Source organism: Streptomyces sp. NPDC093261 (assembly GCF_044753645.1).
Taxonomy (GTDB): Bacteria; Actinomycetota; Actinomycetes; order Streptomycetales; family Streptomycetaceae; genus Streptomyces.
The window spans coordinates 95244-120167 of sequence record NZ_JBIVNO010000007.1 but is presented as its reverse complement, the minus strand read 5'-3'; the positions used below and the strand labels follow the sequence as shown (position 1 = coordinate 120167).

Genomic DNA, 24924 nt, shown 5'->3' with positions numbered 1-24924 from the left:
TCCCGGCCTGCCCCTGTCCATTGCTTATGCGCGGAGTGTCGTGTTATGAACACTTCCGTCTGATCCACAAGGATGTGCGCGAATCGTCGCTTCGTGTGGTCAGGTGGAGAGGGGTTCCACGATGAGCAGCGCATCGGGGTCGCCGCACGGCTTCGTGTCCGTGCGGCGCGGCTACTGTCCCGGCCAGGTCGACACGTATACGGCGGCCCTTTCGCGGGAGCGTGACGACGCCTGGGAGCGGGCCGCCCGGCTGACCGTGTTGGCCAGGGACATGGAGGCCGAACTGGCGCGGCTGCGCGAGACGGTGGCGCAGTTGCCCCCGCAGACCTATGAGGCGCTCGGCGACGGGGCCCGGCGGGTGTTCGGCCTGGCGCAGGAGGAGGCCCAAGCCGTGCGGGAGGCCGCCCGGCAGGACGCGGTCCGCCGCGTGACGGAGGCGGAGGAGGAGGGGCGGCGGGTGCGCCAGGCCGCGCAGGCATACGCCGACGAGGTGCGCGGCGAGGCCGAGGAGCGGATCCGCACCCGGCTGCTGGCGGCCCGGGCCGAGGCCGACGACGTACGGGTCGCGGCGCGGCGCGAGGTCAAGGAGGGGCGCGCGGAGGCGCTGGCCGCGCTGCGGGAGGTGCGGCAGCGTACCGAGGCCCTGCTCGTGGAGCAGGAGCGGGAGCATGCCGAGCGGTGGGAGGGCGAGGAGCGCGCGGAGGCCGAACGGCTCGCGGAGCTTCAGACGCGGGAGGCGGAGCGGGTGGCGCGGGCGGAGGCCGCCCTGGCGGAGGCGGAACGGGCGCTCGCCGAGGCCGGGGAGTCGTCCCGTCGGGTGCAGGCGGATGCCCAGGCGCGCGCCGCGGAGCTGGTCGCCGAGGCGCGGCTGCGGGAGGACCGGATCGCGCGGGAGACGGAGCGGGTGCTGCGGGAGCATGGCGAGACCTGGGACTGCGTGCAGGCCCAGATGGACCATGTGCGCAACAGCCTCGCCATGCTGACGGGCCGGGCCGCGGCGGAGTAGGTCCCCGCGGAGCAGGCGGACCGTACCCCGCGGGGGGCGTCCCGTCCGGTCAGCCGCTTCTGCGGCCCGCTCCGGCCAGGATCCAGCCCTCGACCGCCTCGTACTGCCGGCGCTGCTCGGCGGCCTGGCGGCGGCCGGAGGCGATCGTGCCCAGCCAGCCGTAGGCGAAGCCCAGCGGGATGGAGACCAGGCCGGTGGTGGTGAAGGGAAACCAGTTGAAGTCGGCGCCCGGGAAGAAGGCGGTGGGCGAGCCGGAGACCAGATTGGTGCCGGACATCAGGAGGAGGACGGTCAGCGTGCCGCCGATCAGTGTGCACAGCAGCCCGGCCCGGGTGTAGCGGCGCCAGAACAGGCCGTAGACGAGGGCCGGTGCGAGCGCTGACGCTCCGATGCAGAAGGAGAGCGTCACCAGCGGCTGAAGGCCGCGGTGCTGGACGAGGGTGGCGAGCAGGATCGCCGAGGCGCCCACCGCCAGCGCCGACATCCGGGCCAGGGCCATCTCGCGGCGGGGCGGCATCTCCTGCACACGGGCCGCGAACACGTCGTGTGCCAGGGAGTTGGCGCAGGCGAGGATCATCCCGGCGACGGAGGCGAGCAGGGTCAGGAAGACCGCCGCGGTCACCGCGGTGAACAGCAGGGTGCCCGCGGTGGACACGGTCGTCCCGAACGCGGCCCGGCTGCCCAGCAGATAGGCGGTGTTGCCCTCGGGGTCGGCCGCCGCGATGGTCTCGCGCCCCACGAGGGCGGTCGCGCCGAACCCGATGACCGCGATGACGGGGACGAACAGCGCCACCGAGGGCACCGCCCAGGACAGCGAACGGCGCACTTGGCGGGCGCTGTTCGCGGTGTACATCCGCATGGTGATGTGCGGCAGACAGGCGCCGCCGAGCACCACCGTCAGCTCCGAGCTGATCATGTCGAGGCGGGGGGCCGGGCCGCCCGCGAACTCCAGGCCCGAGTGCAGGAAGGCGCTGCCGGCCCCGCTGTTGCCGGCGGCGGCCGTGAGCAGGGCGCCCGGGTCCCAGTCGAAGCGGCGCAGGATCAGCGCGGCGACGGCGATCCCGGTGCCGAGCAGCATCACGATCTTCAGGATCTGGATGAGGGCGGTGCCCTTCATGCCGCCGATCGCCGCGTAACTGATCATCAGGGCGCCGAGGCCGATGATGCAGCCGGTCTTCAGGGAGTCGCCGGAGAACCCGAGGAGGAAGGCGAGCAGGTTGCCGGTGCCGGCGAGCTGGACGAGCATCATCGGCAGCAGCGCGGCGAGGGTCACGGCGCAGGCGGCCATCCGCACGGCCCGGCCCGGCATGCGCCGCGCCAGCACGTCGCCCATGGTGAACCGGCCCGCGTTGCGCAGGGGTTCGGCCAGCAGGAACATCAGGAGCATCAGCGACAGGGCCGTGCTCAGGGCGAGGACGACACCGTCGTAGCCGGTGAGCGCGATGATTCCGCCGGTGCCGAGCACGGTCGCGGCGGAGATGTAGTCCCCGGCGATGGCGAGGCCGTTGCGCATCGGGGACAGGGAGTTGTAGCCGGTGTAGAACTCGTCGAGGTCGTCGCGGTCGGGTCCGGTCATCACGCACAGCAGCAGGGTGATCGTGGCGACGGTGGTGAACGCGACCAGCGACATGGTCCGGGCGGAGTCGCTGAATCCGGTGAGTCCGTGGGCCGGGCCCACGGCGATGGCGGTGCCGAGTGCGCTCGCGGCGGTCATCGTGCGGTCTCCCGCCTGGCGTCCAGGGTGGCCTGCCTGCGGATGCGGTCGGCGATCGGGTCGACGGTGTGGCGGGCGGTGTACTCGTAGAGGCCGATCGCGAGGCAGGTGACGGGGACCTGGAGCAGGCCCAGCAGCAGGCCCGTGGTCAGACCGCCGGAGACGGTGGTGGTCATGAAGGACGGGGCGAACGCGGACAGGATCAGGAACAGCGTGAAGTACCCCAGCGCGGTGAGGGTGGCCACGCGCCGCTGCCAGCGGTAGGCGGTGCGCAGCACCCTCAGGTCGCTGTGGTGGCCCAGCGGCGGGCGGCTCGGCGGCCGCCGCACCTGCGGGACGGGCGCCGGCTGCCAGGGGTAGGTGGGATACGACGGCGGCGGATGGTGCGGCGGGGGGTGCTCGGTGGACGGGTACGGGGACCAGAATGCGTCGGACATCCCGTTTCTCCTTGCGCGGCTGGGGTCCGTGGCGGCGGACCGCAGGGAGCGGTGGGGGCGACGCACGCTACTCGCGGCGTTCGGGGCCGCGCGGGCTTTTCACCAAACTGGGCGGTCGGTATGCGCTTACTTCATCGACCCGTGTTGTTACCCGCGTTTACTTCGATTCCGGACGTCCTCCGGGTGCCGCGCAGCCGCTCCGACCTCACCCGGTGACAGGAGGGGCGGGACTCAGTCCTTGAGGACGGGGAAGCGGCGCGGGGCCACGCACAGCAGCACCAGGAACGCCAGCGCCGCCGCGCACGACGCGCCCAGGTACACCGCGTGGACCGCGTCCGCGACCGCCCGGCGCGTCGCCTCCGGGACGGTGCCCGAGTCCAGGCCCCGGGTGACGGAGTCCAGATCGCCTGTGCCTCCCAGGCGTGCGGCCAGTACGCCGTTGGCGATCGCGCCGAACACCGACGCCCCGACGGTCTGGCCGGTCTGGCGGCAGAAGAGGACGGACGCGGTCGTCGTGCCGCGTTCCCCCCAGCCCACCGTCGACTGCACGCCCACGATGAGCGGGAGTTGGAAGAGGCCCAGCGCGCCGCCCAGCAACAGCATCAGCAGAGTCGGCTGCCACGCCCGGCCCGGGTACGGCAGGAACGGGAACGCCAGCAGGATCAGCGCCGCCGCGCCGATGCCGAGCACGGCCGTGTCGCGGAAGCCGATGCGCCGGTACACATGCTGGCTCAGCGCCGCGGAGAGCGGCCAGGTCACCGTCCACACGGACAGTACGAACCCGGCCGCGACCGGGGCGAGTCCGAGCACCGTCTGCGCGTACGTCGGCAGGAAGACCGTGGGCGCCACCATCAGCAACCCCAGCGCGCCGAGCGCCAGATTGACCGCGGCGATCGTTCGGCGCCGCCACACCCACCCCGGGATGATCGGTTCCGCCGCCCGGCGCTCGACCGCCACCACCACCGCGACCAGCGCGAGCCCGGTCCCGAACAGCGTCAGGGAGCGCGCCGACAGCCAGGGCCAGGCCACCCCGCCCTGCACCAGTGCCGTCAGCAGGACGCCCCCGCAGGCGAACACCGCGAGCGCGCCCGCCCAGTCGACCCGGGGCCGGGCGCGCACCGCGCGGTGCGGCTCGTGCAGATGGCGGACGATCAGCCACAGCGCGAGCGCCCCGATCGGCAGGTTGACGAGGAAGATCCACCGCCAGTCCGCGTACGCGGCGAGGACCCCGCCGAGCGCCGGGCCCGCGATCGCCGACACCGCCCACACGGTGGACAGCCTGGCCTGGATCCTCGGGCGTTCCTCCAGCGGGTACAGGTCGGCGGCGAGGGTCTGGACCGTGCCCTGGAGCGCGCCGCCGCCCAGGCCCTGCACGATACGGAAGGCGATCAGCGCCCCCATGTTCCAGGCGAGGGCGCACAGCAGCGAGCCGAGCAGGAAGACGGCGGCGCCCGCGATCAGCACCGGCTTGCGGCCGAAGGTGTCGGAGAGCTTGCCGTAGACGGGCAGCGTCACCGTCACGGCCAGCAGATATCCCGAGAACAGCCACGAGAAGACGGAGAAGCCGCCGAGGTCGCCGACGATCTGCGGGACGGCCGTCGACACGATGGTCGAGTCGAGCGCGGCGAGCGCCATCGCCAGCATCAGAGCGGCGACCACGGCGCCGCGCCGGTCGGTTCCGACGCGGCGTGCGGTCGCGGGTATCGCGGGTTTCGTCCTGTCCACCGGTTCCCCCCTTGCCTGTTGTCCGCCGCACGCAAGCTTCCCACTTGACCCTGACGCGACGGGAGGGTGGAAGCTCGGTCCGCCGGAGGGTGGAGCCAACCCTGAGAAGGACTCCGCCCGTCGGTGGACAGCCCTTAGGGGTACCTCCGTACAGAGGCTCGGGGAGGGTTCGTCCCGACGGAGGACGAGCCGGGGGGCGGGTCGTCCTTAACCTGGCTTTACGCCGCTGGGGAGCGGCCGGGACGCACGGGGGTCGTGCCGGCCGTAGCGGAGGGGGTGGGGTTTTCCCCAGCGGAAGACGGGGCCGAGCACCAGCGCGGGCCGGACCCCGTCGCCAGCAGACTGGTCGACGTAGCCGGTCATTCACTCACGGGGCGCGGTTTCGCGCGCCTCGTCCAAGCCATCCGACGCGACACCGCGCGTCACATTCGCTGTTCGAAAGAGGAGATTTGTCATGACATCGGCCGTGACCATTCCCCGGCACGGGGACACCGGAGGGCGTACGGCCGTTGCCGCGCGAGCGCGACAGGTCGTCAAGGCGTACGGGGGCGGGGAGACCCGGGTCGTCGCCCTCGACCACGTCGACGTGGACATCGTCCGCGGCCAGTTCACCGCGATCATGGGTCCCTCCGGATCCGGCAAGTCCACGCTGATGCACTGCCTCGCCGGCCTGGACACCGTGACGAGCGGTCAGATCTTCCTCGACGAGACCGAGATAACCGGCCTGAAGGACAAGAAGCTCACCCAGCTGCGCCGCGACCGGATCGGCTTCATCTTCCAGGCGTTCAACCTGCTGCCGACGCTGAACGCGCTGGAGAACATCACGCTGCCCATGGACATAGCGGGCCGCAGGCCCGACCGTGCCTGGCTGGATCGGGTCGTGGAGACCGTCGGCCTGGCGGGCCGGCTCAAGCACCGGCCCGCCCAGCTCTCCGGCGGCCAGCAGCAGCGCGTCGCCGTGGCCCGGGCACTGGCCGCCCGCCCCGAGATCATCTTCGGTGACGAGCCCACCGGGAACCTCGACTCGCGGGCCGGCGCGGAGGTCCTCGGCTTCCTGCGCCGCTCGGTCGACGAACTGGGCCAGACCATCGTCATGGTCACGCACGACCCGGTCGCCGCGTCCTACGCCGACCGGGTGCTGTATCTGGCCGACGGCCGGATCGTCGACGAGATGCACCAGCCCACCGCGGACCAGGTCCTGGACCGCATGAAGGACTTCGACGCCCGGGGACGTACGTCATGACCGTGCTGAAGACCTCCCTGCGCAACTTCTTCGCGCACAAGGGACGCATGGCCCTGTCGGCCGTCGCGGTCCTGCTGTCGGTGGCGTTCGTCTGCGGCACCCTCGTGTTCACCGACACGATGAACACGACGTTCGACAAACTCTTCACGGCGACCGCGTCCGACGTCACGGTCAGCGCGCAGGGCGCCTCGGACACCGGCGAGACCCGCTCCGGCAACGGCAGGCCGCCCGCCATGCCCGCCTCCGTGCTCGGCGAGGTGCGCCGCACCGCCGGAGTGAAGTCGGCGGAGGGCACGGTCTTCTCGACCTCGGTGACCGTCGTCGACGCCGGCAAGCACAGCCTGTCGCCCAAGAGCGGCGCGCCGACCATCGTGGGCAGCTGGAACAGCAACGACGCCCGCACCATGAAGATCACCTCCGGCATGGCACCGCACGGCCCCGACCAGGTCATGGTCGACGCGGACACCGCCGACAAACACCACCTGAAGATCGGTGACGAGATCGGCGTGATCAGCGCGGTCGGCACACACACCGCGCAGATCTCGGGCATCGCCGCGTTCACCGTCACCAACCCCGGTGCCGCGATCTTCTACCTGGACCCGAGGACCGCCCAGCAGACCCTGGTCGGCAAGACGGGCGTCTTCACGAACGTCAATGTCACCGCCGCCCCCGGGGTGAGCGACGCACAGCTGAAGCGGAACGTGGCGGCCGAACTCGGCGGCGGCTACAAGGTGCAGACCGCCAAGGAGGTCGCCGACGCCAACCAGAAGAGCATCGCAGGCTTCCTGAACGTGATGAAGTACGCGATGCTCGGCTTCGCCGGGATCGCCTTCCTCGTCGGCATCTTCCTCATCATCAACACCTTCTCCATGCTGGTGGCGCAGCGCACCCGCGAGATCGGCCTGATGCGGGCCATCGGCTCCTCGCGCAGGCAGGTCAACCGCTCGGTCCTGGTGGAGGCTCTGCTGCTCGGTGTGTTCGGGTCGGTGCTCGGCGTCGGCGCGGGTGTGGGCATCGCGGTCGGCCTGATGAAGCTCATGGGGTCGATGGGCATGCAGCTGTCGACCGACGACCTGACGATCGCCTGGACGACTCCGGTGATCGGCCTCATGCTGGGCGTCCTGGTCACGGTCCTGGCCGCGTATCTGCCCGCCCGGCGTGCCGGGAAGGTCTCCCCGATGGCCGCGCTGCGCGATGCGGGCGCCCCCGTGGACGCGAAGGCCGGCCGGGCGCGGGCCGTGCTCGGACTGCTCCTCACCGGTGCCGGCGGCGGTGCCCTGTATCTGGCCGCCGCGGACGACCAGGCCACGGAGGGCTCGCTGTGGCTCGGCCTTGGCGTGGTCCTCTCCCTCGTCGGCTTCGTCGTCGTCGGCCCGCTGCTCGCGGGCGGGGTGGTCCGGGCGCTCGGCGCCGTCCTGCTGCGGATCTTCGGCCCGGTCGGCCGCATGGCCGAGCGCAACGCCCTGCGCAATCCGCGCCGCACCGGCGCGACGGGCGCCGCGCTGATGATCGGTCTGGCACTGGTCGCCGGTCTGTCCGTGGTGGGCTCCTCGATGGTGGCCTCGGCGACGGACCAGCTCGACAAGACGGTCGGCACCGACTTCATCGTGCAGTCCGACAGCGGCCAGCTGATCACCCCTCAGGCGGTGCGGGCGGTGAAGTCGACGCCGGGCCTGAAGCGGGTCACCGAGTACAGGGTGCTGGACGTCTCGCTCACCACGCCCGACGGCCGTACGGCCGCGAAGGAGATGGTCAACGCCGCCGACCCGACGTATGCGCAGGACCTGCGGACCAAGACGGTCGCCGGCACCCTGGCGGACGCCTACCGGCCCGACTCGATGTCCGTCTTCGAGGGCTTCGCCAAGAAGCACGGCATCCGGCTCGGCTCGAAGATCACGGTCGCCTTCCGGGACGGCAGGACGGCCCGGCTGACCGTCCGCGCGATCACCAGCGACGACGCGGTGATCGACAAGGGCGCGATGTATGTGTCGACCGCGACCGTGGCGAGGTATGTGCCGGCCGACAGGATGCCGCTCGACGTGCTGGTCTTCGCCTCGGCCAAGGACGGGCAGCAGGCCGCCGCGTACAGGTCGCTGAAGTCGGCGCTGCACGACTATCCGCAGTACACCGTCCGTGACCAGACCGACTACAAGAAGGCGCTGAAGGACCAGATAGGCCAGCTGCTGAACATGATCTACGGTCTGCTGGCCCTCGCGATCATCGTCGCGGTCCTGGGTGTGGTGAACACGCTGGCGCTGTCGGTGGTGGAGCGCACACGGGAGATCGGACTGATGCGCGCGATCGGTCTCTCACGCCGCCAGCTGCGCCGGATGATCCGCCTGGAGTCGGTGGTGATCGCCCTCTTCGGCGCCCTGCTGGGCCTCGGCCTGGGCATGGGCTGGGGCGCCACGGCCCAGAAGCTGCTCGCCCTCCAGGGCCTGACCGTCCTGGAGATCCCCTGGCCCACGATCATCACGGTCTTCATCGGCTCGGCGTTCGTGGGCCTGCTCGCGGCCCTGGTCCCGGCGTTCCGGGCGGGCCGGATGAACGTGCTGAACGCGATCGCCACGGAGTAGCCGGCGCCACGGGCACACAAGGGCACGGGGGTACGGGGACGGGGGCGCCCGGTGCCGGGGAGCAGGGGCTCTCCGGCACCGGGCGCCGCCCACGCCCGGCGTCGGCGGGCCGGGGCTCCCTCGGCCCTCCCGCGGGCCGGGGCGGGGCCGCTCCGCTCCCTCGATCTCCTCGCCCCCGCGGGAGGCGGTTGTCCACAGCCCCGGCATCGGCGAATCCGGCGTCGTACGCTGGACACCCCCGGCCCCCGAAAACCTCGTGGCCGGGTGTTCGTGTTGCCCACCCGGGACGGGATACCCCCTCATGAGCCTGCACGGTCTGCTCGACGCCGTCGTCAAGGACGCCGCACTCGCGGAAGCGGTCAAGGCCGCGACCGACGGCAACCGGATGCATGTCGACCTGGTCGGCCCCCCGGCCGCGCGTCCCTTCGCCGTGGCCGCGCTGGCCCGGGACGCGGGCAGGCCCGTCCTCGCCGTGACCGCGACGGGACGCGAGGCGGAGGATCTCGCCGCCGCGCTGCGCTCCCTGCTGCCGCCGGACGGCGTGGTGGAGTACCCGTCGTGGGAGACGCTCCCGCACGAGCGGCTCAGCCCGCGCAGCGACACCGTGGGCCGGCGCCTCGCCGTCCTCAGACGCCTCGCCCACCCGAGCCAGGACGACCCGGAGACCGGCCCGGTCTCCGTCGTCGTCGCCCCCATCCGCTCCGTGCTCCAGCCGCAGGTCAAGGGCCTGGGCGATCTGGAGCCGGTCGCCCTGCGCAGCGGTCAGCAGGCCGATCTGAACGAGGTGGTGGACGCCCTGGCGGCGGCCGCCTACTCCCGGGTGGAGCTGGTCGAGAAGCGCGGCGAGTTCGCCGTGCGCGGCGGCATCCTGGATGTCTTCCCGCCCACCGAGGAACACCCGCTGCGCATCGAGTTCTGGGGCGACGACGTCGAGGAGATCCGTTACTTCAAGGTCGCCGACCAGCGCTCCCTGGAGGTCGCCGAGCATGGCCTGTGGGCGCCGCCGTGCCGTGAGCTGCTGCTCACGGATCAGGTGCGGGGCCGGGCCGCCGCGCTCGCCGAACAGCACCCCGAGCTGGGCGAGCTGCTGGGCAAGATCGCCGAGGGCATCGCCGTGGAGGGCATGGAGTCCCTCGCCCCCGTGCTCGTCGACGACATGGAGCTGCTGCTCGACGTCCTGCCCCAGGGAGCGATGGCCGTCGTGTGCGACCCTGAGCGGGTGCGGACGCGGGCGGCCGACCTGGTGGCGACCAGCCAGGAGTTCCTCCAGGCGTCCTGGGCCGCCACGGCGGGCGGAGGCGACACCCCGATCGACGTCGGCGCGGCCTCCCTGTGGTCCATCGCGGACGTCCGGGAGCACGCCCGTGAGCTGGGCATGATGTGGTGGTCGGTGTCGCCGTTCGCGGCGGGCGACGACGACCTCGGCTCCCTCGACGGGGACACCCTCAAGCTCGGCATGCACGCCCCGGAGACCTACCGCGGTGACACCGCGAAGGCGCTCGCCGACACCAAGGGCTGGCTCGCCGACAGCTGGCGCGTGGTGTTCGTGACGGAGGGCCACGGCCCGGCGTCCCGCACGGTCGAGGTGCTGGGCAACGAGGGCATCGCGGCCCGCCTGGACACCGACCTCGCGGCGCTGTCCCCGTCGGTGGTGCATGTGGCGTGCGGCTCGATCGAGTACGGCTTCGTGGATCCGGCCCTCAGGCTCGCCGTCCTCACGGAGACCGATCTCTCCGGCCAGAAGACCGCCGGCCGCGACGGTGCCCGGATGCCCGCCCGCCGCCGTAAGACGATCGACCCGCTGACCCTGGAGTCCGGCGACTACATCGTCCATGAGCAGCACGGCGTGGGCCGTTACATCGAGATGGTGCAGCGCACCGTCCAGGGCGCGACCCGCGAGTACCTGGTGGTGGAGTACGCCCCGGCCAAGCGCGGACAGCCCGGTGACCGGCTCTACATCCCCACCGACCAGCTGGAGCAGATCACCAAGTACGTCGGCGGCGAGGCCCCGACCCTGCACCGCCTGGGCGGCGCCGACTGGACGAAGACGAAGGCGCGCGCGAAGAAGGCGGTCAAGGAGATCGCCGCGGACCTGATCAAGCTGTACAGCGCGAGGATGGCGGCGCCCGGTCATGCCTTCGGCGCGGACACGCCGTGGCAGCGGGAGCTGGAGGACGCGTTCCCGTACGTGGAGACCCCGGACCAGCTGACCACGATCGCCGAGGTCAAGGAGGACATGGAGAAGTCGGTCCCGATGGACCGCCTGATCTGCGGCGACGTGGGCTACGGCAAGACGGAGATCGCGGTCCGGGCCGCCTTCAAGGCGGTGCAGGACGGCAAGCAGGTCGCGGTCCTCGTGCCCACCACGCTGCTGGTGCAGCAGCACTTCGGCACGTTCTCCGAGCGCTACTCCCAGTTCCCGGTGAGTGTGAAGGCGCTGTCCCGCTTCCAGACCGACACGGAGGCGAAGGCGGTCCTGGAGGGCCTGCACGAGGGCTCGGTGGACATCGTGATCGGCACGCACCGGCTGTTCTCGTCGGAGACGAAGTTCAAGGACCTCGGCCTCGTCATCGTCGACGAGGAGCAGCGCTTCGGCGTCGAGCACAAGGAGCAGCTGAAGAAGCTGCGCGCGAACGTCGACGTCCTGACCATGTCCGCGACCCCGATCCCCAGGACCCTGGAGATGGCGGTGACGGGCATCCGCGAGATGTCCACGATCACGACCCCGCCGGAGGAGCGCCACCCGGTGCTCACCTTCGTCGGGCCGTACGAGGAGAAGCAGATCGGCGCCGCCATCCGCCGTGAGCTGCTGCGAGAGGGCCAGGTCTTCTATATCCACAACCGGGTGGAGTCGATCGACCGGGCGGCGGCGCGGCTACGGGAGATCGTCCCTGAGGCGCGTATCGCCACGGCCCACGGCCAGATGTCGGAACAGACGCTGGAGCAGGTGGTCGTGGACTTCTGGGAGAAGAAGTACGACGTCCTGGTCTCCACCACGATCGTCGAGTCGGGCATCGACATCTCCAACGCCAACACGCTGATCGTGGAGCGCGGCGACAACTTCGGCCTCTCCCAGCTCCACCAGCTCCGCGGCCGTGTCGGCCGGGGCCGCGAGCGCGGCTACGCCTACTTCCTGTACCCGCCGGAGAAGCCGCTGACGGAGACGGCACACGAGCGCCTGGCGACCATCGCCCAGCACACGGAGATGGGCGCGGGCATGTATGTGGCGATGAAGGACCTGGAGATCCGCGGCGCGGGCAATCTCCTCGGCGGCGAGCAGTCGGGCCATATCGCGGGCGTCGGCTTCGACCTGTACGTACGGATGGTCGGTGAGGCGGTCGCGGACTACCGCGCGTCCCTGGAGGGCGGAGTGGAGGAGGAACCGCCGCTCGAGGTCAAGATCGAGCTGCCGGTCGACGCGCACGTCCCGCACGACTACGCGCCCGGCGAGCGGCTGCGTCTCCAGGCCTATCGTGCGATCGCCTCCGTGAACTCGGAGGAGGACATCAAGCACGTGCGCGAGGAACTGGTGGACCGCTACGGCAAACTCCCCGAGCCCGTCGAGAATCTTCTGCTGGTGGCGGGCCTGCGCATGCTCGCGCGCGCGTGCGGTGTCGGCGAGATCGTCCTGCAGGGCCCCAACATCCGCTTCGCGCCGGTGGAGCTGAGGGAATCCCAGGAACTGCGACTCAAGCGGCTGTACCCGGGGACCGTCATCAAGCCGGCGCTCCACCAGGTCCTGGTGCCCCGCCCCAAGACCGCGAAGGTGGGCGGGAAGCCGCTGGTCGGACGGGAACTGCTGGGCTGGGTCGGTGAGTTCCTGACGTCGATCCTGGGGTCGTAGGCCCGGGCCACGGTTCTGACCGCGGTTCTGACCGCGGTTCGGACGGCAGTTCGGGCCCTGGTTCGGGAAGTGTTCGGCCGGCTCACCACCGGCCGCACGCCCGGCGTGCATCGGTCGCCCACGGGGCAGTCGTAGGAGCATGACGTACCGGCGGCTACCGTGAGACCGGGCACGCCGCGCCGGCGCGCGGTGGCCCGGACGAATGGCAGGGGCAAGGGGAGGGCTTAGCGTGCTGCAGATGAGGGGTGGGTTCGTCGCCGCCGCCCTGGTCGTGTTCACCATGACGGTGACCGGTTGTCAGGGGATCGATGTGCCCAAGGCCGGTTCGCCCTCCGGTTCCTCAGTGGCCGGGGCCGGCGACGGTCATGCCGTCAGCCCGCTGGACAACCCGGACGGCACGAAGCCGGGACTCGCGGCCATCACCTCGGATGGCGACCGGGCGAAGGCGCGGGCACTGATCGGGAAGGTGTCGACCAAGGGGCGCGGCCCGAAGACGGGCTATGCCCGGGACGAGTTCGGGTACGCGTGGATGGACTCGGCCCCCGGTGGCATCCCCTTCGCCCACAACGGGTGCGACTCGCGGAACGACCTTCTCAAGAGGGATGGACAGAACGTTCGGTTCAGGTCGGGGTCGAACTGCGTCGTGGTGTCCATGACGCTGCACGACCCGTACACCACGAAGACCATCGAGTGGACCAAGTCCCATGCCACCACGGTCCAGATCGACCATGTCATGCCGCTGTCCTACGACTGGCAGATGGGCGCCTCCCACTGGACGAAGGGCAAGCGTGAGGACATCGCCAACGATCCGCTCAATCTGATCCCGGTGGACGGACCGGCCAACGGCGCCAAGAGCGACTCCGGTCCGGCGACCTGGCTGCCTCCGAACAAGCAGGTCCGCTGCGCCTACTCGGTGCGCTTCGCCCAGGTGTCACTGAAGTACGAGCTTCCCGTGACGGCGGCCGACAAGCGGATGATGCTGGAGCAGTGCGGCGGTTGACCCGCCGGACCGACGGTCCCACGGGAGCACCGCCCCCGTCCGCCACCGCACGGGCGGCACACGGGGGCGGGCCGGCCGTGCCGATCAGCCGCCCAGCTTGTCCAGGTCCAGGACCTTGCCCTTGGGCGCGTCTGCCGGAACCGGCTTCTCGAAGTCGGTGAAGCTGATCGTGCCCGGGTCCTTCCTGGAGGTGCTCGTGACCTTCAGGAGGTACGGCTTGCCCTGGGTGGCGACGTAGAGCGTGTAACGGTCCTTGCCGTCCTTCTCGTGCAGAACGATCGCCGGGGTGCCGTCGACGGTGGCCGTCGCGCCCCGCGTCGCGTCGGAGTTCACGTTCTTGGCGTCGGCCAGCACCGAGTCCAGGTCGCAGAAGCCCGCGATGTCCTTGGCGTCCTTCCCCTTCGCCGCCATCTTGGTCCACTTGTCGGCCATCAGGGCCACGACCGCGTCGGTGTCCGACTTGGAGTCGCCCTTGCCCTGCGCACGCAGGAACGCCTCGTCGTACTTCATGTAGACGGTGTCGCCGGTCTTGATCAGGTCGGCCTTGCCCTGTCCGCCCAGGGCCATCGTGCCGGCGCACTCGCCGTTCTTGTTCAGGGCCATGTCGATCCGGATGGTGCCGCTGCTCGCGTCGTCGCGGACATCGCCCGTCATGCGCAGCGACGTGGCACCGGTGGTGGCCTTCATGGCCCGGTCGGCGATGTCGCCGCCCGTGAGTCCGGCGAACGGCCCCTTGGGCTTGTCGTCCGCCGAGTTCTGGCCGGGCAGGCAGCCGGTGAGTCCCGCGGTGGCCGCGGCGGCGAGGCAGAGGGCGGCAAGAGCGGTGCGACGCATGAGAGTTCCTTGAGGTGAAGTGGCGTGCGGTGCGATGGCGTGCGGCGCGACGAGGCGCGTGCGGTGAGTGCCGTGCGGGGAGGCATGTGCGGGGAGGCACGTGCGGGGAGGCACGTGCGGTGGTGTGCGCGGAGACGGTACGCGAGGGGAGAGTTGGGCGCGGTGCGGGGGGGCCTCCCGGTCAGGGAGCCGTGGCCCGGGGCGTCCCCGGCGCGCCGCCGTCCCCGCCCGTGCGGCCGGACATGGCCCCGCCCGGGCCGGAGGTGTCCCTGACCGTACGGCCGGACGTGTCCCCGCCCGTGTGCCCGGACATGGATCCCGGGTGCCGGCCGGCGGACAGGGACGGGGGCGTGCCGTTGTCGTTCCGGGTCGCCTTTTCCCTGTCCACTCTGTCCGCGTTGGCCGAGACCGTGCCGATGACGACGAGGCCGACGACGGCCCCGAGCGCGAGTCTGCCCTTCATGGCCACGGCTGTTCCCTCCCCTGTTCGGGGCGTTCGCCGCTGCGGCGAAGTCGCCCGTTCACGGCATCAATAAGATCAGAGGCTGTGAACCGAGTCAACACGAATCCGGCGGAGGGTTCTATACACGGGCGTGAAGTGGTGGATCTTGCGCATCTCGGTATGCTCGGCGCCACAGACCAGAGCTGAGAGCAGACCGACGGCCGAAGGCGCCGAGACCGGGGCGCTGGACGTCGACGGTGCCGCACAGGGCAGAGGGGAGCCGGGCGGGTGCAGGACAACGGGACAGAGGTGACCGCCGCCGGAATCGCCCGGCTCGCGGGGGTCGGCCGTGCCGCCGTCAGCAACTGGCGCCGACGGCACACCGACTTCCCCAAGCCGGTGGGGGGCACCGAGACCAGCCCCTCCTTCGCGCTCGCGGAGGTGGAGAACTGGCTGCGCCGGCAGGGCAAGCTCGCCGAGGTGCCCCTGCGGGAGCGTGTGTGGCAGCAGGTCGCCGGCCACCCGGAGGGACCCGTCACGGCGCTCGTCCACGCGGGCTGTGTCCTCGTGCTCGTCCGCGACCGGCCCACGGTCTGGCAGGAGGCGAGCGCCGGCTCCGACGCCCGCCTGGCCGCACTGCTGCCCACCGCCCTCGAACAGGTGCTCACCCCCCGCCTCGGCATCCTCCGCCCGCCCGCCGTGCCCTTCCCGACGCCGGCGGAACTCCTCCCGTCGGCCCCGCTGCTGCGTGGCGCAGCGGATCTCGCCGCGGAGGTGGGCGCCCAGGAGGCGTACGAGTTCCTGCTCGGCCGGCACCTCGACGCCAACCCCCGCCAGTACACGCTCACCCCCGCCGGCCTGGCCGCCCTGATGGCCGACCTCGTCGGGCCCGCCCGCAGCGTCCTCGACCCGGCCTGCGGCACGGGCGCCCTGCTGCGCGCCGTCGCCGCGACGCCCGCCCCGGAATCCGGCGGACAGGAACTCCGCGGCCAGGACAGCGATCCCGGGCTGGCCGCGCTCACCGGACTGCGCCTCACCCTGCACACCAGGGCCGTCGTGCGCACGGCTGCGGGCGACAGCCTCAGGGCCGACGCGTTCGACACCCTCAGGGCGGACGCCGTGCTGTGCCATCCGCCGTTCAACGAACGCAACTGGGGCCACGACGAACTCGCCTACGACCCCCGCTGGGAGTACGGCTTCCCGGCGCGTACGGAGTCCGAACTCGCCTGGGTGCAGCATGCGCTGGCCCGGCTGCGGGACGGCGGCACCGCCGTGCTGCTGATGCCGCCCGCCGCCGCCTCCCGGCGCTCGGGCCGCCGTATCCGCGCCGACCTGCTGCGACGCGGTGCCCTGCGCGCCGTGATCGCCCTGCCGGTGGGCGCGGCGCCCCCGTACAACATCCCGCTGCACCTATGGGTGCTGCGCCGGCCCGAGATGGCTCCCGCGCAGCCCGAGGTGCTGCTCACGGACGCCGGAGCGCTCGGCCCCGAGGGGGGCGGCGGTCCGGACTGGCCGGCCGTGCGGGACGCCGTGCTGGGGGCATGGCGCCCGTTCGCCCGGACCGGCACCGCACCGCAGGTTCCGGGCGTGAGCCGGTCCGTGCCGGTCATCGAACTCCTCGACGACGACGTCGACCTGGCCCCCGCCCGCCATCTCCCGCCGCCTTCGGTCGGCGGCGGAGCCCAGGAGCTCACGGCCCTGCGCGCCCGTCTCGACGAGACCCTCCGGCTCACCGTCGACCTCAATCCGCCCGCGCACGACACCACGGACCAGACCCGCTGGCCGCTGACGACCGTCGGTGAACTCGCCCGGAGCGGCGCCCTGGTGATGCGCACCGGTGGAAACGGGCCTCACACGCGCGTGCTCACCGATCATGACGTCCTCGCCGGCACCGCACCCTCCGGAACCCTGCCCGGGACCGGGGAGGGACCGGTCCTCGTCGCGGAGGGCGACGTGGTCGTGCCCGTGCTCGGCGGCGGTGCCGTCGCACGCGTGATCGACGCGACGACCGCGGGGGCCGCACTCGGGCGCAATCTGACGCTGCTGCGCCCGGACCCGGCGGCGCTCGACCCCTGGTTCCTCGCCGGCTTCCTGCGCGGCACCGCCAACAACCGGCAGGCCAGCAGCTATGCCTCCACCGCGACCCGGCTCGACGTGCGCCGTCTCCAACTGCCCCGGCTCCCACTGGAGCAGCAGCGCCGCTACGGAGAGCGGTTCCGGGCGCTCGCCGGGTTCGAGGACGCCCTGCGCCTGGCCGGCCGCCTCGGCGACCAGCTCGTCCGCGGCCTGTACGACGGGCTGACGGACGGCACGGTCGCGCCCGACTGACGACCGCCGGACGCCCTGGCCGCCGCGCCGGACTGACGACCGTCGGAGGTCCTGGCCGCTGCGCCGGACTGACGACCGCCGGAGGCCCGGGCCGCCGCACCGGACTCAAGGCACGCCGGATGCGCAGGCCGTCGCGCCGGCCCCGTCACGTGGCCCCCGCCCGCTCCTCGGATCCGGTACGACTACGGTTCCGTACAACCCGGACCGTCTGTCGGGGCCGGGCTATACGCTCGGACGTCGACACTCGTACGTCCGTCCTCATCGGGTCCCAGGAGCAGTCATGCACGGCCACGGCGCGGCGCCGCCCACCCGCACTTCGGGCACGGTCATCACCCTGCGGGTGCTGTTCGCCATCGCCGGCTTCCTCAGCTGCGGACTGCTCGCGTGTGTCCCGCTGTTCCGGGTCGCCATGCTGCGCGGCAGATGGGCGGACTGGGTTCTGGCCTGGATCAGCGTGCCCCTGTCCATCGGCTGCCTCGCGGTTGTCGGCTCCGTCCCGGAGAGCGACCCCAGGGGGGACGCGGCGCTCGCCACCGTGCTCATCCTCGGTGCCGTCAGCGGGGCGTACTTCGTGGTGTTCGACATACGTCACCACCACGGTCCGCCGCCCACCGGCACGACGCCCCCGCAGCCCAGCGCCTACGCACCGTCCCAGCCGGGCTACGGCTACCCCGCCGCGGCTCCCTACCCCGCCGTCCCGCCGGCGCCGACCCCCCCGAACCCCTATCTGCCGGGGCCGCCGTCCCCGCAGCCGCAGCGCCCCGCGCCCGCCCGCATCGACCAGGTCCGGGCGGAGCTCGACGAACTGAGCGACTACCTGCGCAGGCACGAGGACGGCAGATGAGCGCGACGGCCGGACGCATCGTCGCACAGCGCTACGAACTGTCCACCCTCATCGGCCAGGGCGGCATGGGCCAGGTCTGGACGGCGTACGACCAGCGCCTGGACCGGCGCGTGGCGGTCAAGCTGCTGCGGCCGGACAAGGTCGCGGGCCAGGAGGCCGACGAGTTGCGCCGCCGGTTCATGCGCGAGTGCCGGGTCACCGCGCAGGTCGACCACCCCGGCCTGGTGACCGTCCATGACGCGGGCAGCGAGGGCGAGGAGCTGTACCTCGTGATGCAGTACGTCGACGGGGCCGACCTCGCCGACCACCTCGCCGAGCACGAGCCGTACCCCTGGCCGTGGGTGGTGGCGGTCGCGGCGCAACTGTGCGCGGTGCTGTCCGCCGTGCACGCGGTGCCGATCGTCCACCGTGACCTGAAGCCGCGCAACGTCATCGTCAAGCAGGACGGCACGGTCACCGTCCTCGACCTCGGTGTGGCGTCGGTGATGGACACGGACACGACCCGTCTCACCCACACCGGCTCCCCGATCGGCTCGCCCGCCTATATGGCCCCCGAGCAGGCGATGGGCGGCGCGGTCGGCCCGTACACCGATCTGTACGCGCTCGGCGTGCTCATGCACGAACTCCTCAGCGGGGACGTCCCGTTCGCGGGCTCGACCGCGCTCGGTGTGCTGCACCGCCATCTGTACGAGCCGCCGCTGCCGGTGCGCCGGCTGCGTCCCGAAGTGCCCGAGGCACTGGAGTCGCTCGTTCTGCGGCTGCTCGCCAAGGACCCTCAGCACCGCCCCGCCTCGGCCCAGGAGACCTACGAGCAGTTGCTTCCGCTCCTGCCCGCTCGCGGCATGCCGTCGGGAGCCCCCCTCGACCCCACGCGCCCTTTTCTGCGTCCCCACGCCCCCTGGCCGGACCGGGCACGCACTCCCGCGCCCCAGCCGCAGGCCGCGCCGGCGGTCACGAAGCCCGATGTCGCGGGCGCCGTCGACGAGGTCAAGCGCCTCCTCGGGGAGGGCCGTATCACCCAGGCGGTGGACATCCTCGGGGCGATCCTCCCGGCGGCGGCCACCCGGCACGGGGAGCACTCACCGGTCGTCCGCAGTCTGCGCAAGCAGTACGCGGCCACCCTCATGGACGACGGCCAGTACCGGCGCGCACTGCCCGAACTGCGCCGCCTCGCCGACGAACGCGCGAGCGAGGCCGGCCAGGCCGACCCCCAGTGCCTGCGCTTCCGTTACGACATCGCGCAGTGCCTGGAGCAACTGGGCGAACCGGCGGCCGCGCTGGCCGAGTACCGGGCGCTGCTGCCGTACTACGAGAACCAGTACGTCGCGGGGGACCCGGAACTCGCCCATGACGTCCGCCGTCGCATCGGCCATCTGCTGCTCGCCCTCGGCGACCGCGCCGCCGCCCACGACACTCTCGTACGGCTGCTGCACGATGTCGAACGTCTGCGCGGCCCTGGGCATCCGCTGGCCGGGGACATCCGGCGGACGCTGCAGTGGCTGGGACAGGTCCGCGGCTGACCCGGCCGGCGCCCCTCAGCGCGTGACCGGCAGCGCCGACACGAACCGCGGTCCGTCCCCGCGGTGCTGGACCGGGAACGTGACCTTCAGGCCCTGCTCCTGACCGGCCACCGACAGGCGGGTCACGTACTGGAGACCCAGGAACGCCTTCTTCGAGCCGCCCGCGGAGACATACGGGCGCGGCAGGTTGAGCATGAGCTTGCCGGGCTTGCCGCCGCGGTTGCCGTCGAAGAAGAGCACGCGCTGGTCGGTCAGGGCTATGTACATCGGGCGGGGCGTGACCGTGGCCATCACGGTGCCCGCGCTGAGCACGCCGACCACGGCCGCGGTGAGCGCCTGCTTGCGCACGGAGACCGACCCGACGCCCGCGAGGGTCGTCATCTCCACCTGCTCGCCCTGCAGGAGCAAGGGGGCGACGGCTTCCTGGAGTTGCCTGGCGCGGCGGGCGTTGAGGGTCATGAGGAACTCCTGTGAGCAAGAGGGGCGTGGGGCCGCGCGGGCTGCCGCACGCGCACCAGGCGCTCGGCAGGGAATCGGTGAGCAGGGCCGGCGAGAGCGGCGCGCGGATCACGGTGGTGATCGAGACGGGCGGACGCTACGGACGGATGGTTAACGTCGAGTGAACAGGCAGAAGGAAAACGGTCAAGCGTCGGTAGTGATTCGCCCTGCTCGGGGCCGCGTTTCCCCAGTTGGTGGCAGGGCCACGGGTCTCGCCTAGGATCCGCCGCATGCCGCACGCTTCCGTCTCCGCCACGCCACCTCCCGACTTCCAGGTCGCCTCCGCCTTCCCCGAGGTCACCTGGCTGCGGCAGGCGGCCGCCGCGTGGGACTGGGCGTCGATACGGCAGTACCTCGACGGGCTGCCGCGGGAGACGAACCGCAGCTTCGCCGTCGGTGTGCTGTCCGAGGTGGCCGGAATCGAGCGGTGGATGCGCGAGATCCTCGCCGCGACACCCGACGACGTGCTCGCCCTCACCGTCCTCGGCGCCCGCGAGGTGCGCATCGGCTGGGAGATCCGGACCGCGGCGCCCGCCAAGCAGGTCAGCCGGGAGCAGTTCGCCGGACTGCACGCCCATCTGCGCCAGGCCGAGCAACTGCTGATCCGGGCCACCGCGCTCGACCCGTCGTTCGACGCGGCCTGGACCGAGCGCCTCACCACGGCCATGGGCCTGCAGCTCGGGCAGAACGAGTCGCGACGCCGCTACGACCGGCTGGCCGCGCACCACCCGCACCACTTCAGCGCGCAGGGCCGGCTGCTCCAGAAGCTCTGCCCCAAGTGGGGCGGGAACTGGGAGGCGGCCCACACCTTCGCCCGGGAGTGCCTGCTGGCCGCACCGGAAGGCGCCGTGAACGGCGGGCTGGTGGCCGAGGTGCACATGGAGCACTGGCTCGCTCTGCGGGGCGGTGAGCGCGAGGAGTATCTGCGCCAGGCCCCGGTGCGGGCAGAACTCGTCGAGGCGGCCGAACGGTCCGCGCTCCATCCCGGTTTCCGCCGCGACTACGGCTGGATCGCCGTCCAGGGCTACTTCGCCGCGGTGTTCTCGCTCATGGGGGACCTGGCACGGGCCGCCGTCTGCTTCCGCGCGCTCGGCAATCTCGCCTCCGAGTACCCGTGGGCCGATCTGGGCGGCGACGCCACCGCGGCCTATGTCAAACACCGCGACGCCGCCCTCGCCCGAGGCTGAGCCGCCATGACGACGAACACGCCGAACAGAGGCCGACGATGAACCCCCAGGCAGCCATCCACCCCACCGAGGTCGACGGCATACCCACCCTCTTCGCGTACGGCACCGGACCCGTGCGCGCCGGACTCGTCTTCCGCGTCGGGGTCGCCGACGAGACGCTCGGCCGGGCCGGGGTCACCCACCTCGTCGAGCACCTCGCCCTGCACCGCCAGGGCCTGGCCGACTACCACTTCAACGGCGCCACCAAGGCCGCCTTCACCCATTTCCACGTGGAGGGCGCCGAGCACGAGGTCGTGGCCTACCTCCAGGGCGTCTGCGCCTCCCTGGCCGACCTGCCCATGGAGCGTCTGGAGACCGAGAAGGAGATCCTGCGCACCGAGGAGTCCCGGCGCGACGTCGGGCAGCTCCCGCTGTGGCGCTACGGGGCCCAGGGGCACGGCCTGGTCAGCTATCCGGAGTGGGGCGTCAGGGGCCTCGGCCCGGAGGACGTACGGGAGTGGGCGCGGACCTGGTTCACCCGGGGCAACGCCGCGCTCTGGGTGGCCGGTGAGCGGCTGCCGGCCGGACTCAGCCTCGGACTGCCCGCCGGTGGGCGGCGCCCCATGCCCGCCGTCACCTCCGCGCTGCCCGCCACCCCCGCCTACTTCTCCGACGGCAAGGGCGGTGTCCTGCTGGACGCCGTCGTCAAGGACACCACCGCCGCACGGCTGTACGCGGGCGTGCTGGAGCGCGAACTCTCCCGCGCGCTGCGCCAGGAGGGCGGCTACTCCTACACGGCCGCCACCGACTACGCCTCGCGCCGCGACGGCTTCGCCCTGGTGACCGCCTTCGCGGACGCCCTGCCCGCCAAACAGGACGCGGTGCTCGGCGGGTTCGTCGACGTCCTCGCCGCGCTCCAGGTGGGCCGGATCGGCCAGGCCGACCTGGAGGCGGTGCGCACCCGGGTCGACGGGGGGCTCACCGCACCCGACGCGGCCGTGCGACGGCTGCCCGGCGCGGCAGAGGACCTGCTGGCCGGGCGGCCGGTGCGCAGCATCGACGAACTCCGGTCGGAGCTGTGGGCGGTGACGCCGGGGCATCTGCACACGGTGGCCCTGGAGGCGGCCGGGACGGCCTTGCTCCAGGTGCCGGCGGGGCACAGCGCGGACTGGGCCGGGTACAAGGAGGCCCCCACCAGCTCGCCGTACGCGGTGACCGGCCGCCGGTTCGCCTCGGTGCGCGGTGACGGGACCGCGCTGGTGGTCGGGGACGACGGGATCAGCCTGACGGCCCGGGCGAAGGACGGGGCGGAGGAGGCGGTGACCGTGCACTACCGGGCCTGCGCCGCGATGCTGAGCTGGCCCGACGGTGGCCGGCGGCTCGTCGGCACCGACGGACTGGTCATCGAGGTGGAGCCGGGGCTGTACGGGGTGGACGCGCACACCATGGCGGCCGTCGACGCCGCCGTACCGCCCCATGCGGTGGTGTGGCTGCCGGCCCGGCAGCAGCGGCCGGCCCCGCAGGCGGCCCGGGCGCCCGAGGCGGGTGCCGGGACGTCCGCCGGGTCCGCTCCCGCCCGGCGCACCGGGCGGCAGACGGCCGCGTTGGTCGTCTTCGGTCTCCTCGGCGGTTTCTTCGCCTTCCTCGCCCTTCTGTTCACGGTGTTCGGCGCCGGCGATCCGGAGACCACCACCGGCGAGTGGGCGGCCATCGCGGGCTTCCTGTGGGGCGTCGCCGCCCTGCCGGCCTGGCCCGCCGTGCGGATTCTGCGGCGCACCCGGCGGGTGTGAGGCGGCACGCGACCGGGGCCGGACAGCGCACAGGTCACGCACAGCTCTCTGAATCGTCAAAGGTTCATCAAGTTGGCCAGTGTGAACCGAGTTCACGGTCGGGTGGTGCCCTGAATCGGGTGTAGGTTTCAGCCATCCTCGGATGTCTGTGCGGACACCGTCACGGACGCTGCCGCGCCGACGCGCGCCACTGCCGGGGACCCAAGGGACTCTTTCCGGCGGACGCCGCGTGCGTGCCGCCTGTCGTGAAATGGGGTGGGGATGGCCGGCCACCGGCAGTCCAAGAAGTTCCGATACATCTCGTGGGCGGCGGCGGGGGCCGCCGTCGTCGCGGGCGCCGGGATCGCGGCGCAGACCTCCATGGCCGCGACGACCTGGCCCGCGCAGAAGACGTTCACCGGACACGCCTTCGACACCTGCACCGCGCCGTCGCTGTCCGCGATGAAGGGCTGGCACGACGGTTTCTACGGTGCCGCCGCCGTGTACGTCGGCGGCAAGAACCGCGGCTGCAACCAGCCGAACCTGACGGCGTCCTGGGTGAAGTCGGTCAGCTCCGTCGGCTGGAAGCTCATCCCGCTCTACGTCGGCGCCCAGCCGCCCTGCCAGACCAGCTCCAACCCCGAGAAACTCACCGCCTCCACCGCCGCCTCCCTCGGGACGAGCGACGCCTCGGACGCGGTGGCCAAGGCGTCGGCGCTCGGCATCAAGGCCGGCAGCCCGATCTACCTCGACATGGAGCCGTACGACACCACCAACACGTCGTGCAACGACGCCGTGCTGGCGTATGTGCGCGCCTTCGACAAGCAACTGCACGCCAAGACGTACCGTGCGGGCTTCTACGGCTTCACCAGCTCCAGCGCCAAGGCCATCGCCACCGCGAAGGACAAGACCGATCTGCCGGGCAACCTCTGGTACGCCCTGTGGGACAAGAAGTACACCACCACCACGGACTGGCCCTGGGGCTCCACCCAGTACACCAACCACAGCCGTGGCCACCAGTACATGGTCAACAGCAAGGAGACCCGCGGCGGTTACACGCTCACCGTGGACCGCGACGCCTGGGACGCACCGGTCGCCATCACCGGCTGAACCGCGGCCGGAGCGGGGCCCGGGCAGCCGGGCTCCCGGCAGAACGAGGGGTGCGCACCTGACGACGGTGCCCGAAGTCCCGGTGAATCGTTGGTCATACGGGTTGGCCGGAGCTGGGCCACTGCCTACCATCGATCACCGCAAGACCTTGTGCACCGTCGCACAATCTCCTCGGGAGGCCACCTTGCACCGCCGTCGCACCGCGATCGCCGTCAGCGCCGCCCTCGTCGCGGCCCCCGTCCTCACCGCATGCGGTGAAACCGAGCACCCGGGTGCCGCGGCCGTCGTCGGAGGCGACCGGATCACGGTCGCCCAGCTGGAGGGGCGGGTGAAGGAGGTGCGCACCGCGCAGCGCGCCGCCACCCCGGACGACACCCAGTACCAGCAGACGATCGCCCGGACCAGCAGCCTCGCCCGCGACACGCTGCACAGCCTGGTTCTCGACCGGGTCCTGGACCGCGCGGCCAGGGACGCGGGCGTGTCCGTCAGCCGCCGGGACGTCGATCAGATGCGCACGAGCCTGGAGCAGCAGGCGGGCGGCGCGCGGTCGCTGGAGTCGATCTGGCTGGACCAGTACGGGGTGGCGCCCCGGCGCCTCGACGACAACCTCCGCACCGAGGTCGAGGCCCGGAAGCTGGCCGCCGCGATCGGCGCCGACATGAACACGACGGACGGCAAGGCCACGTTCTGGAAGGCGATGGCCCAGGCGTCCAAGGAACTGAACATCGACGTCAATCCGCGCTACGGCACCTGGGATGTGCAGAAGAGCAGCCGGGTCGACGCGAAGACGCCCTGGGTCAAGGAGGCCACGGCGGCCGGGGCGCGGCAGACGGCGTAGCGGGGATGCCCGGCACCGGAGCCCGGCAGG

19 protein-coding genes are annotated in these 24924 nt (G+C 72.0%); 13 read left to right on the top strand and 6 right to left on the bottom strand.

Annotation, left to right across the window (positions count from 1 at the left end):
- The first annotated feature begins 121 nt into the window (after positions 1-121).
- Positions 122-1006: a cellulose-binding protein gene (locus tag ACIP94_RS17490; protein WP_402425899.1), complete on the top strand. Its 885-nt coding sequence runs from the start codon at positions 122-124 to the stop codon at positions 1004-1006.
- A 49-nt stretch (positions 1007-1055) separates the two neighbouring features.
- Here the strand turns inward: ACIP94_RS17490 and ACIP94_RS17485 are convergent, their stop codons facing one another.
- The 3 genes from ACIP94_RS17485 to ACIP94_RS17475 all read right to left on the bottom strand — a co-directional run bounded on the left by ACIP94_RS17485 (position 1056) and on the right by ACIP94_RS17475 (position 4882).
- On the bottom strand, positions 1056-2720 hold the full coding sequence (locus ACIP94_RS17485; protein WP_402425897.1) for a cation acetate symporter: 1665 nt from the start codon (positions 2718-2720) through the stop codon (positions 1056-1058).
- Positions 2717-3157 (bottom strand): DUF485 domain-containing protein, encoded by a 441-nt coding sequence (locus ACIP94_RS17480; protein ID WP_402425895.1) that lies wholly within the window; start codon positions 3155-3157, stop codon positions 2717-2719. Before ACIP94_RS17480 ends, ACIP94_RS17485 begins: the two co-directional genes overlap by 4 nt.
- Before the next feature lie 231 nt (positions 3158-3388).
- A complete protein-coding gene (locus tag ACIP94_RS17475) occupies positions 3389-4882 on the bottom strand; it encodes an MFS transporter (protein ID WP_402425893.1) in 1494 nt (497 codons plus the stop codon).
- Between the two features lie 454 nt (positions 4883-5336).
- Here ACIP94_RS17475 and ACIP94_RS17470 point away from each other — a divergent pair, with 454 nt between their 5' ends.
- The 4 genes from ACIP94_RS17470 (at position 5337) to ACIP94_RS17455 (ending at position 13545) form a co-directional block, all read left to right on the top strand.
- Complete coding sequence (locus ACIP94_RS17470; RefSeq protein WP_402425891.1) at positions 5337-6125, top strand: ABC transporter ATP-binding protein; 789 nt, start codon at positions 5337-5339, stop codon at positions 6123-6125.
- On the top strand, positions 6122-8701 hold the full coding sequence (locus tag ACIP94_RS17465) for an ABC transporter permease (RefSeq protein ID WP_402425889.1): 2580 nt from the start codon (positions 6122-6124) through the stop codon (positions 8699-8701). The genes ACIP94_RS17470 and ACIP94_RS17465 overlap by 4 nt, the downstream gene beginning before the upstream one ends.
- 301 nt (positions 8702-9002) lie before the next feature.
- Complete coding sequence (gene mfd / locus ACIP94_RS17460) at positions 9003-12545, top strand: transcription-repair coupling factor (protein ID WP_402425887.1); 3543 nt, start codon at positions 9003-9005, stop codon at positions 12543-12545.
- Positions 12546-12783: 238 nt separating this feature from the next.
- The gene (locus tag ACIP94_RS17455; RefSeq protein ID WP_402426247.1) at positions 12784-13545 is read left to right on the top strand and encodes an HNH endonuclease family protein; all 762 of its coding nucleotides are present in this window, start codon (positions 12784-12786) and stop codon (positions 13543-13545) included.
- An 84-nt stretch (positions 13546-13629) separates the two neighbouring features.
- Here ACIP94_RS17455 and ACIP94_RS17450 read toward each other — a convergent pair whose 3' ends face one another.
- Together ACIP94_RS17450 and ACIP94_RS17445 are read right to left on the bottom strand one after the other, a co-directional pair.
- On the bottom strand, positions 13630-14379 hold the full coding sequence (locus ACIP94_RS17450) for a hypothetical protein (protein WP_402425885.1): 750 nt from the start codon (positions 14377-14379) through the stop codon (positions 13630-13632).
- A gap of 181 nt (positions 14380-14560) precedes the next feature.
- Positions 14561-14842, bottom strand: coding sequence for a hypothetical protein (locus ACIP94_RS17445; protein ID WP_402425883.1), 282 nt, complete (start codon positions 14840-14842; stop codon positions 14561-14563).
- Positions 14843-15109: 267 nt separating this feature from the next.
- On the opposite strand from ACIP94_RS17445, the gene ACIP94_RS17440 reads away from it, so the two are divergent.
- From ACIP94_RS17440 to ACIP94_RS17430, 3 genes are all read left to right on the top strand, one after another.
- A complete protein-coding gene (locus ACIP94_RS17440; protein ID WP_402425881.1) occupies positions 15110-17149 on the top strand; it encodes an N-6 DNA methylase in 2040 nt (679 codons plus the stop codon).
- A 280-nt stretch (positions 17150-17429) separates the two neighbouring features.
- On the top strand, positions 17430-17993 hold the full coding sequence (locus ACIP94_RS17435) for a hypothetical protein (protein WP_402425879.1): 564 nt from the start codon (positions 17430-17432) through the stop codon (positions 17991-17993).
- The gene (locus tag ACIP94_RS17430; RefSeq protein ID WP_402425877.1) at positions 17990-19513 is read left to right on the top strand and encodes a protein kinase; all 1524 of its coding nucleotides are present in this window, start codon (positions 17990-17992) and stop codon (positions 19511-19513) included. Before ACIP94_RS17435 ends, ACIP94_RS17430 begins: the two co-directional genes overlap by 4 nt.
- A 15-nt stretch (positions 19514-19528) precedes the next feature.
- Here ACIP94_RS17430 and ACIP94_RS17425 read toward each other — a convergent pair whose 3' ends face one another.
- Positions 19529-19972: a hypothetical protein gene (locus tag ACIP94_RS17425; RefSeq protein WP_402425875.1), complete on the bottom strand. Its 444-nt coding sequence runs from the start codon at positions 19970-19972 to the stop codon at positions 19529-19531.
- An 11-nt stretch (positions 19973-19983) separates the two neighbouring features.
- On the opposite strand from ACIP94_RS17425, the gene ACIP94_RS17420 reads away from it, so the two are divergent.
- The 5 genes from ACIP94_RS17420 (at position 19984) to ACIP94_RS17400 (ending at position 24894) form a co-directional block, all read left to right on the top strand.
- Positions 19984-20136, top strand: coding sequence for a hypothetical protein (locus tag ACIP94_RS17420; protein ID WP_402425873.1), 153 nt, complete (start codon positions 19984-19986; stop codon positions 20134-20136).
- 105 nt (positions 20137-20241) lie between these two features.
- Positions 20242-21198, top strand: a complete 957-nt coding sequence (locus ACIP94_RS17415; RefSeq protein WP_402425871.1) for a hypothetical protein — start codon at positions 20242-20244, stop codon at positions 21196-21198.
- 38 nt (positions 21199-21236) lie between these two features.
- The gene (locus ACIP94_RS17410; protein ID WP_402425869.1) at positions 21237-22967 is read left to right on the top strand and encodes an insulinase family protein; all 1731 of its coding nucleotides are present in this window, start codon (positions 21237-21239) and stop codon (positions 22965-22967) included.
- Positions 22968-23228: 261 nt separating this feature from the next.
- Positions 23229-24056: a glycoside hydrolase domain-containing protein gene (locus ACIP94_RS17405; RefSeq protein WP_402425867.1), complete on the top strand. Its 828-nt coding sequence runs from the start codon at positions 23229-23231 to the stop codon at positions 24054-24056.
- Positions 24057-24240: 184 nt separating this feature from the next.
- The gene (locus tag ACIP94_RS17400) at positions 24241-24894 is read left to right on the top strand and encodes a SurA N-terminal domain-containing protein (RefSeq protein ID WP_402425865.1); all 654 of its coding nucleotides are present in this window, start codon (positions 24241-24243) and stop codon (positions 24892-24894) included.
- The last annotated feature ends 30 nt before the right edge of the window (positions 24895-24924 follow it).

Bases quoted from the DNA above. Each gene is read 5' to 3' on its own strand.
- ACIP94_RS17435 (WP_402425879.1), top strand. From the start codon at position 17,430: ATGCACGGCCACGGCGCGGCGCCGCCCACCCGCACTTCGGGCACGGTC.
- ACIP94_RS17415 (WP_402425871.1), top strand. From the start codon at position 20,242: ATGCCGCACGCTTCCGTCTCCGCCACGCCACCTCCCGACTTCCAGGTC.
- ACIP94_RS17450 (WP_402425885.1), bottom strand. From the start codon at position 14,379: ATGCGTCGCACCGCTCTTGCCGCCCTCTGCCTCGCCGCCGCGGCCACC.
- mfd (WP_402425887.1), top strand. From the start codon at position 9,003: ATGAGCCTGCACGGTCTGCTCGACGCCGTCGTCAAGGACGCCGCACTC.
- ACIP94_RS17425 (WP_402425875.1), bottom strand. From the start codon at position 19,972: ATGACCCTCAACGCCCGCCGCGCCAGGCAACTCCAGGAAGCCGTCGCC.
- ACIP94_RS17405 (WP_402425867.1), top strand. From the start codon at position 23,229: ATGGCCGGCCACCGGCAGTCCAAGAAGTTCCGATACATCTCGTGGGCG.
- ACIP94_RS17485 (WP_402425897.1), bottom strand. From the start codon at position 2,720: ATGACCGCCGCGAGCGCACTCGGCACCGCCATCGCCGTGGGCCCGGCC.
- ACIP94_RS17455 (WP_402426247.1), top strand. From the start codon at position 12,784: ATGAGGGGTGGGTTCGTCGCCGCCGCCCTGGTCGTGTTCACCATGACG.
- ACIP94_RS17480 (WP_402425895.1), bottom strand. From the start codon at position 3,157: ATGTCCGACGCATTCTGGTCCCCGTACCCGTCCACCGAGCACCCCCCG.
- ACIP94_RS17470 (WP_402425891.1), top strand. From the start codon at position 5,337: ATGACATCGGCCGTGACCATTCCCCGGCACGGGGACACCGGAGGGCGT.
- ACIP94_RS17465 (WP_402425889.1), top strand. From the start codon at position 6,122: ATGACCGTGCTGAAGACCTCCCTGCGCAACTTCTTCGCGCACAAGGGA.
- ACIP94_RS17445 (WP_402425883.1), bottom strand. From the start codon at position 14,842: ATGAAGGGCAGACTCGCGCTCGGGGCCGTCGTCGGCCTCGTCGTCATC.
- ACIP94_RS17490 (WP_402425899.1), top strand. From the start codon at position 122: ATGAGCAGCGCATCGGGGTCGCCGCACGGCTTCGTGTCCGTGCGGCGC.
- ACIP94_RS17430 (WP_402425877.1), top strand. From the start codon at position 17,990: ATGAGCGCGACGGCCGGACGCATCGTCGCACAGCGCTACGAACTGTCC.
- ACIP94_RS17410 (WP_402425869.1), top strand. From the start codon at position 21,237: ATGAACCCCCAGGCAGCCATCCACCCCACCGAGGTCGACGGCATACCC.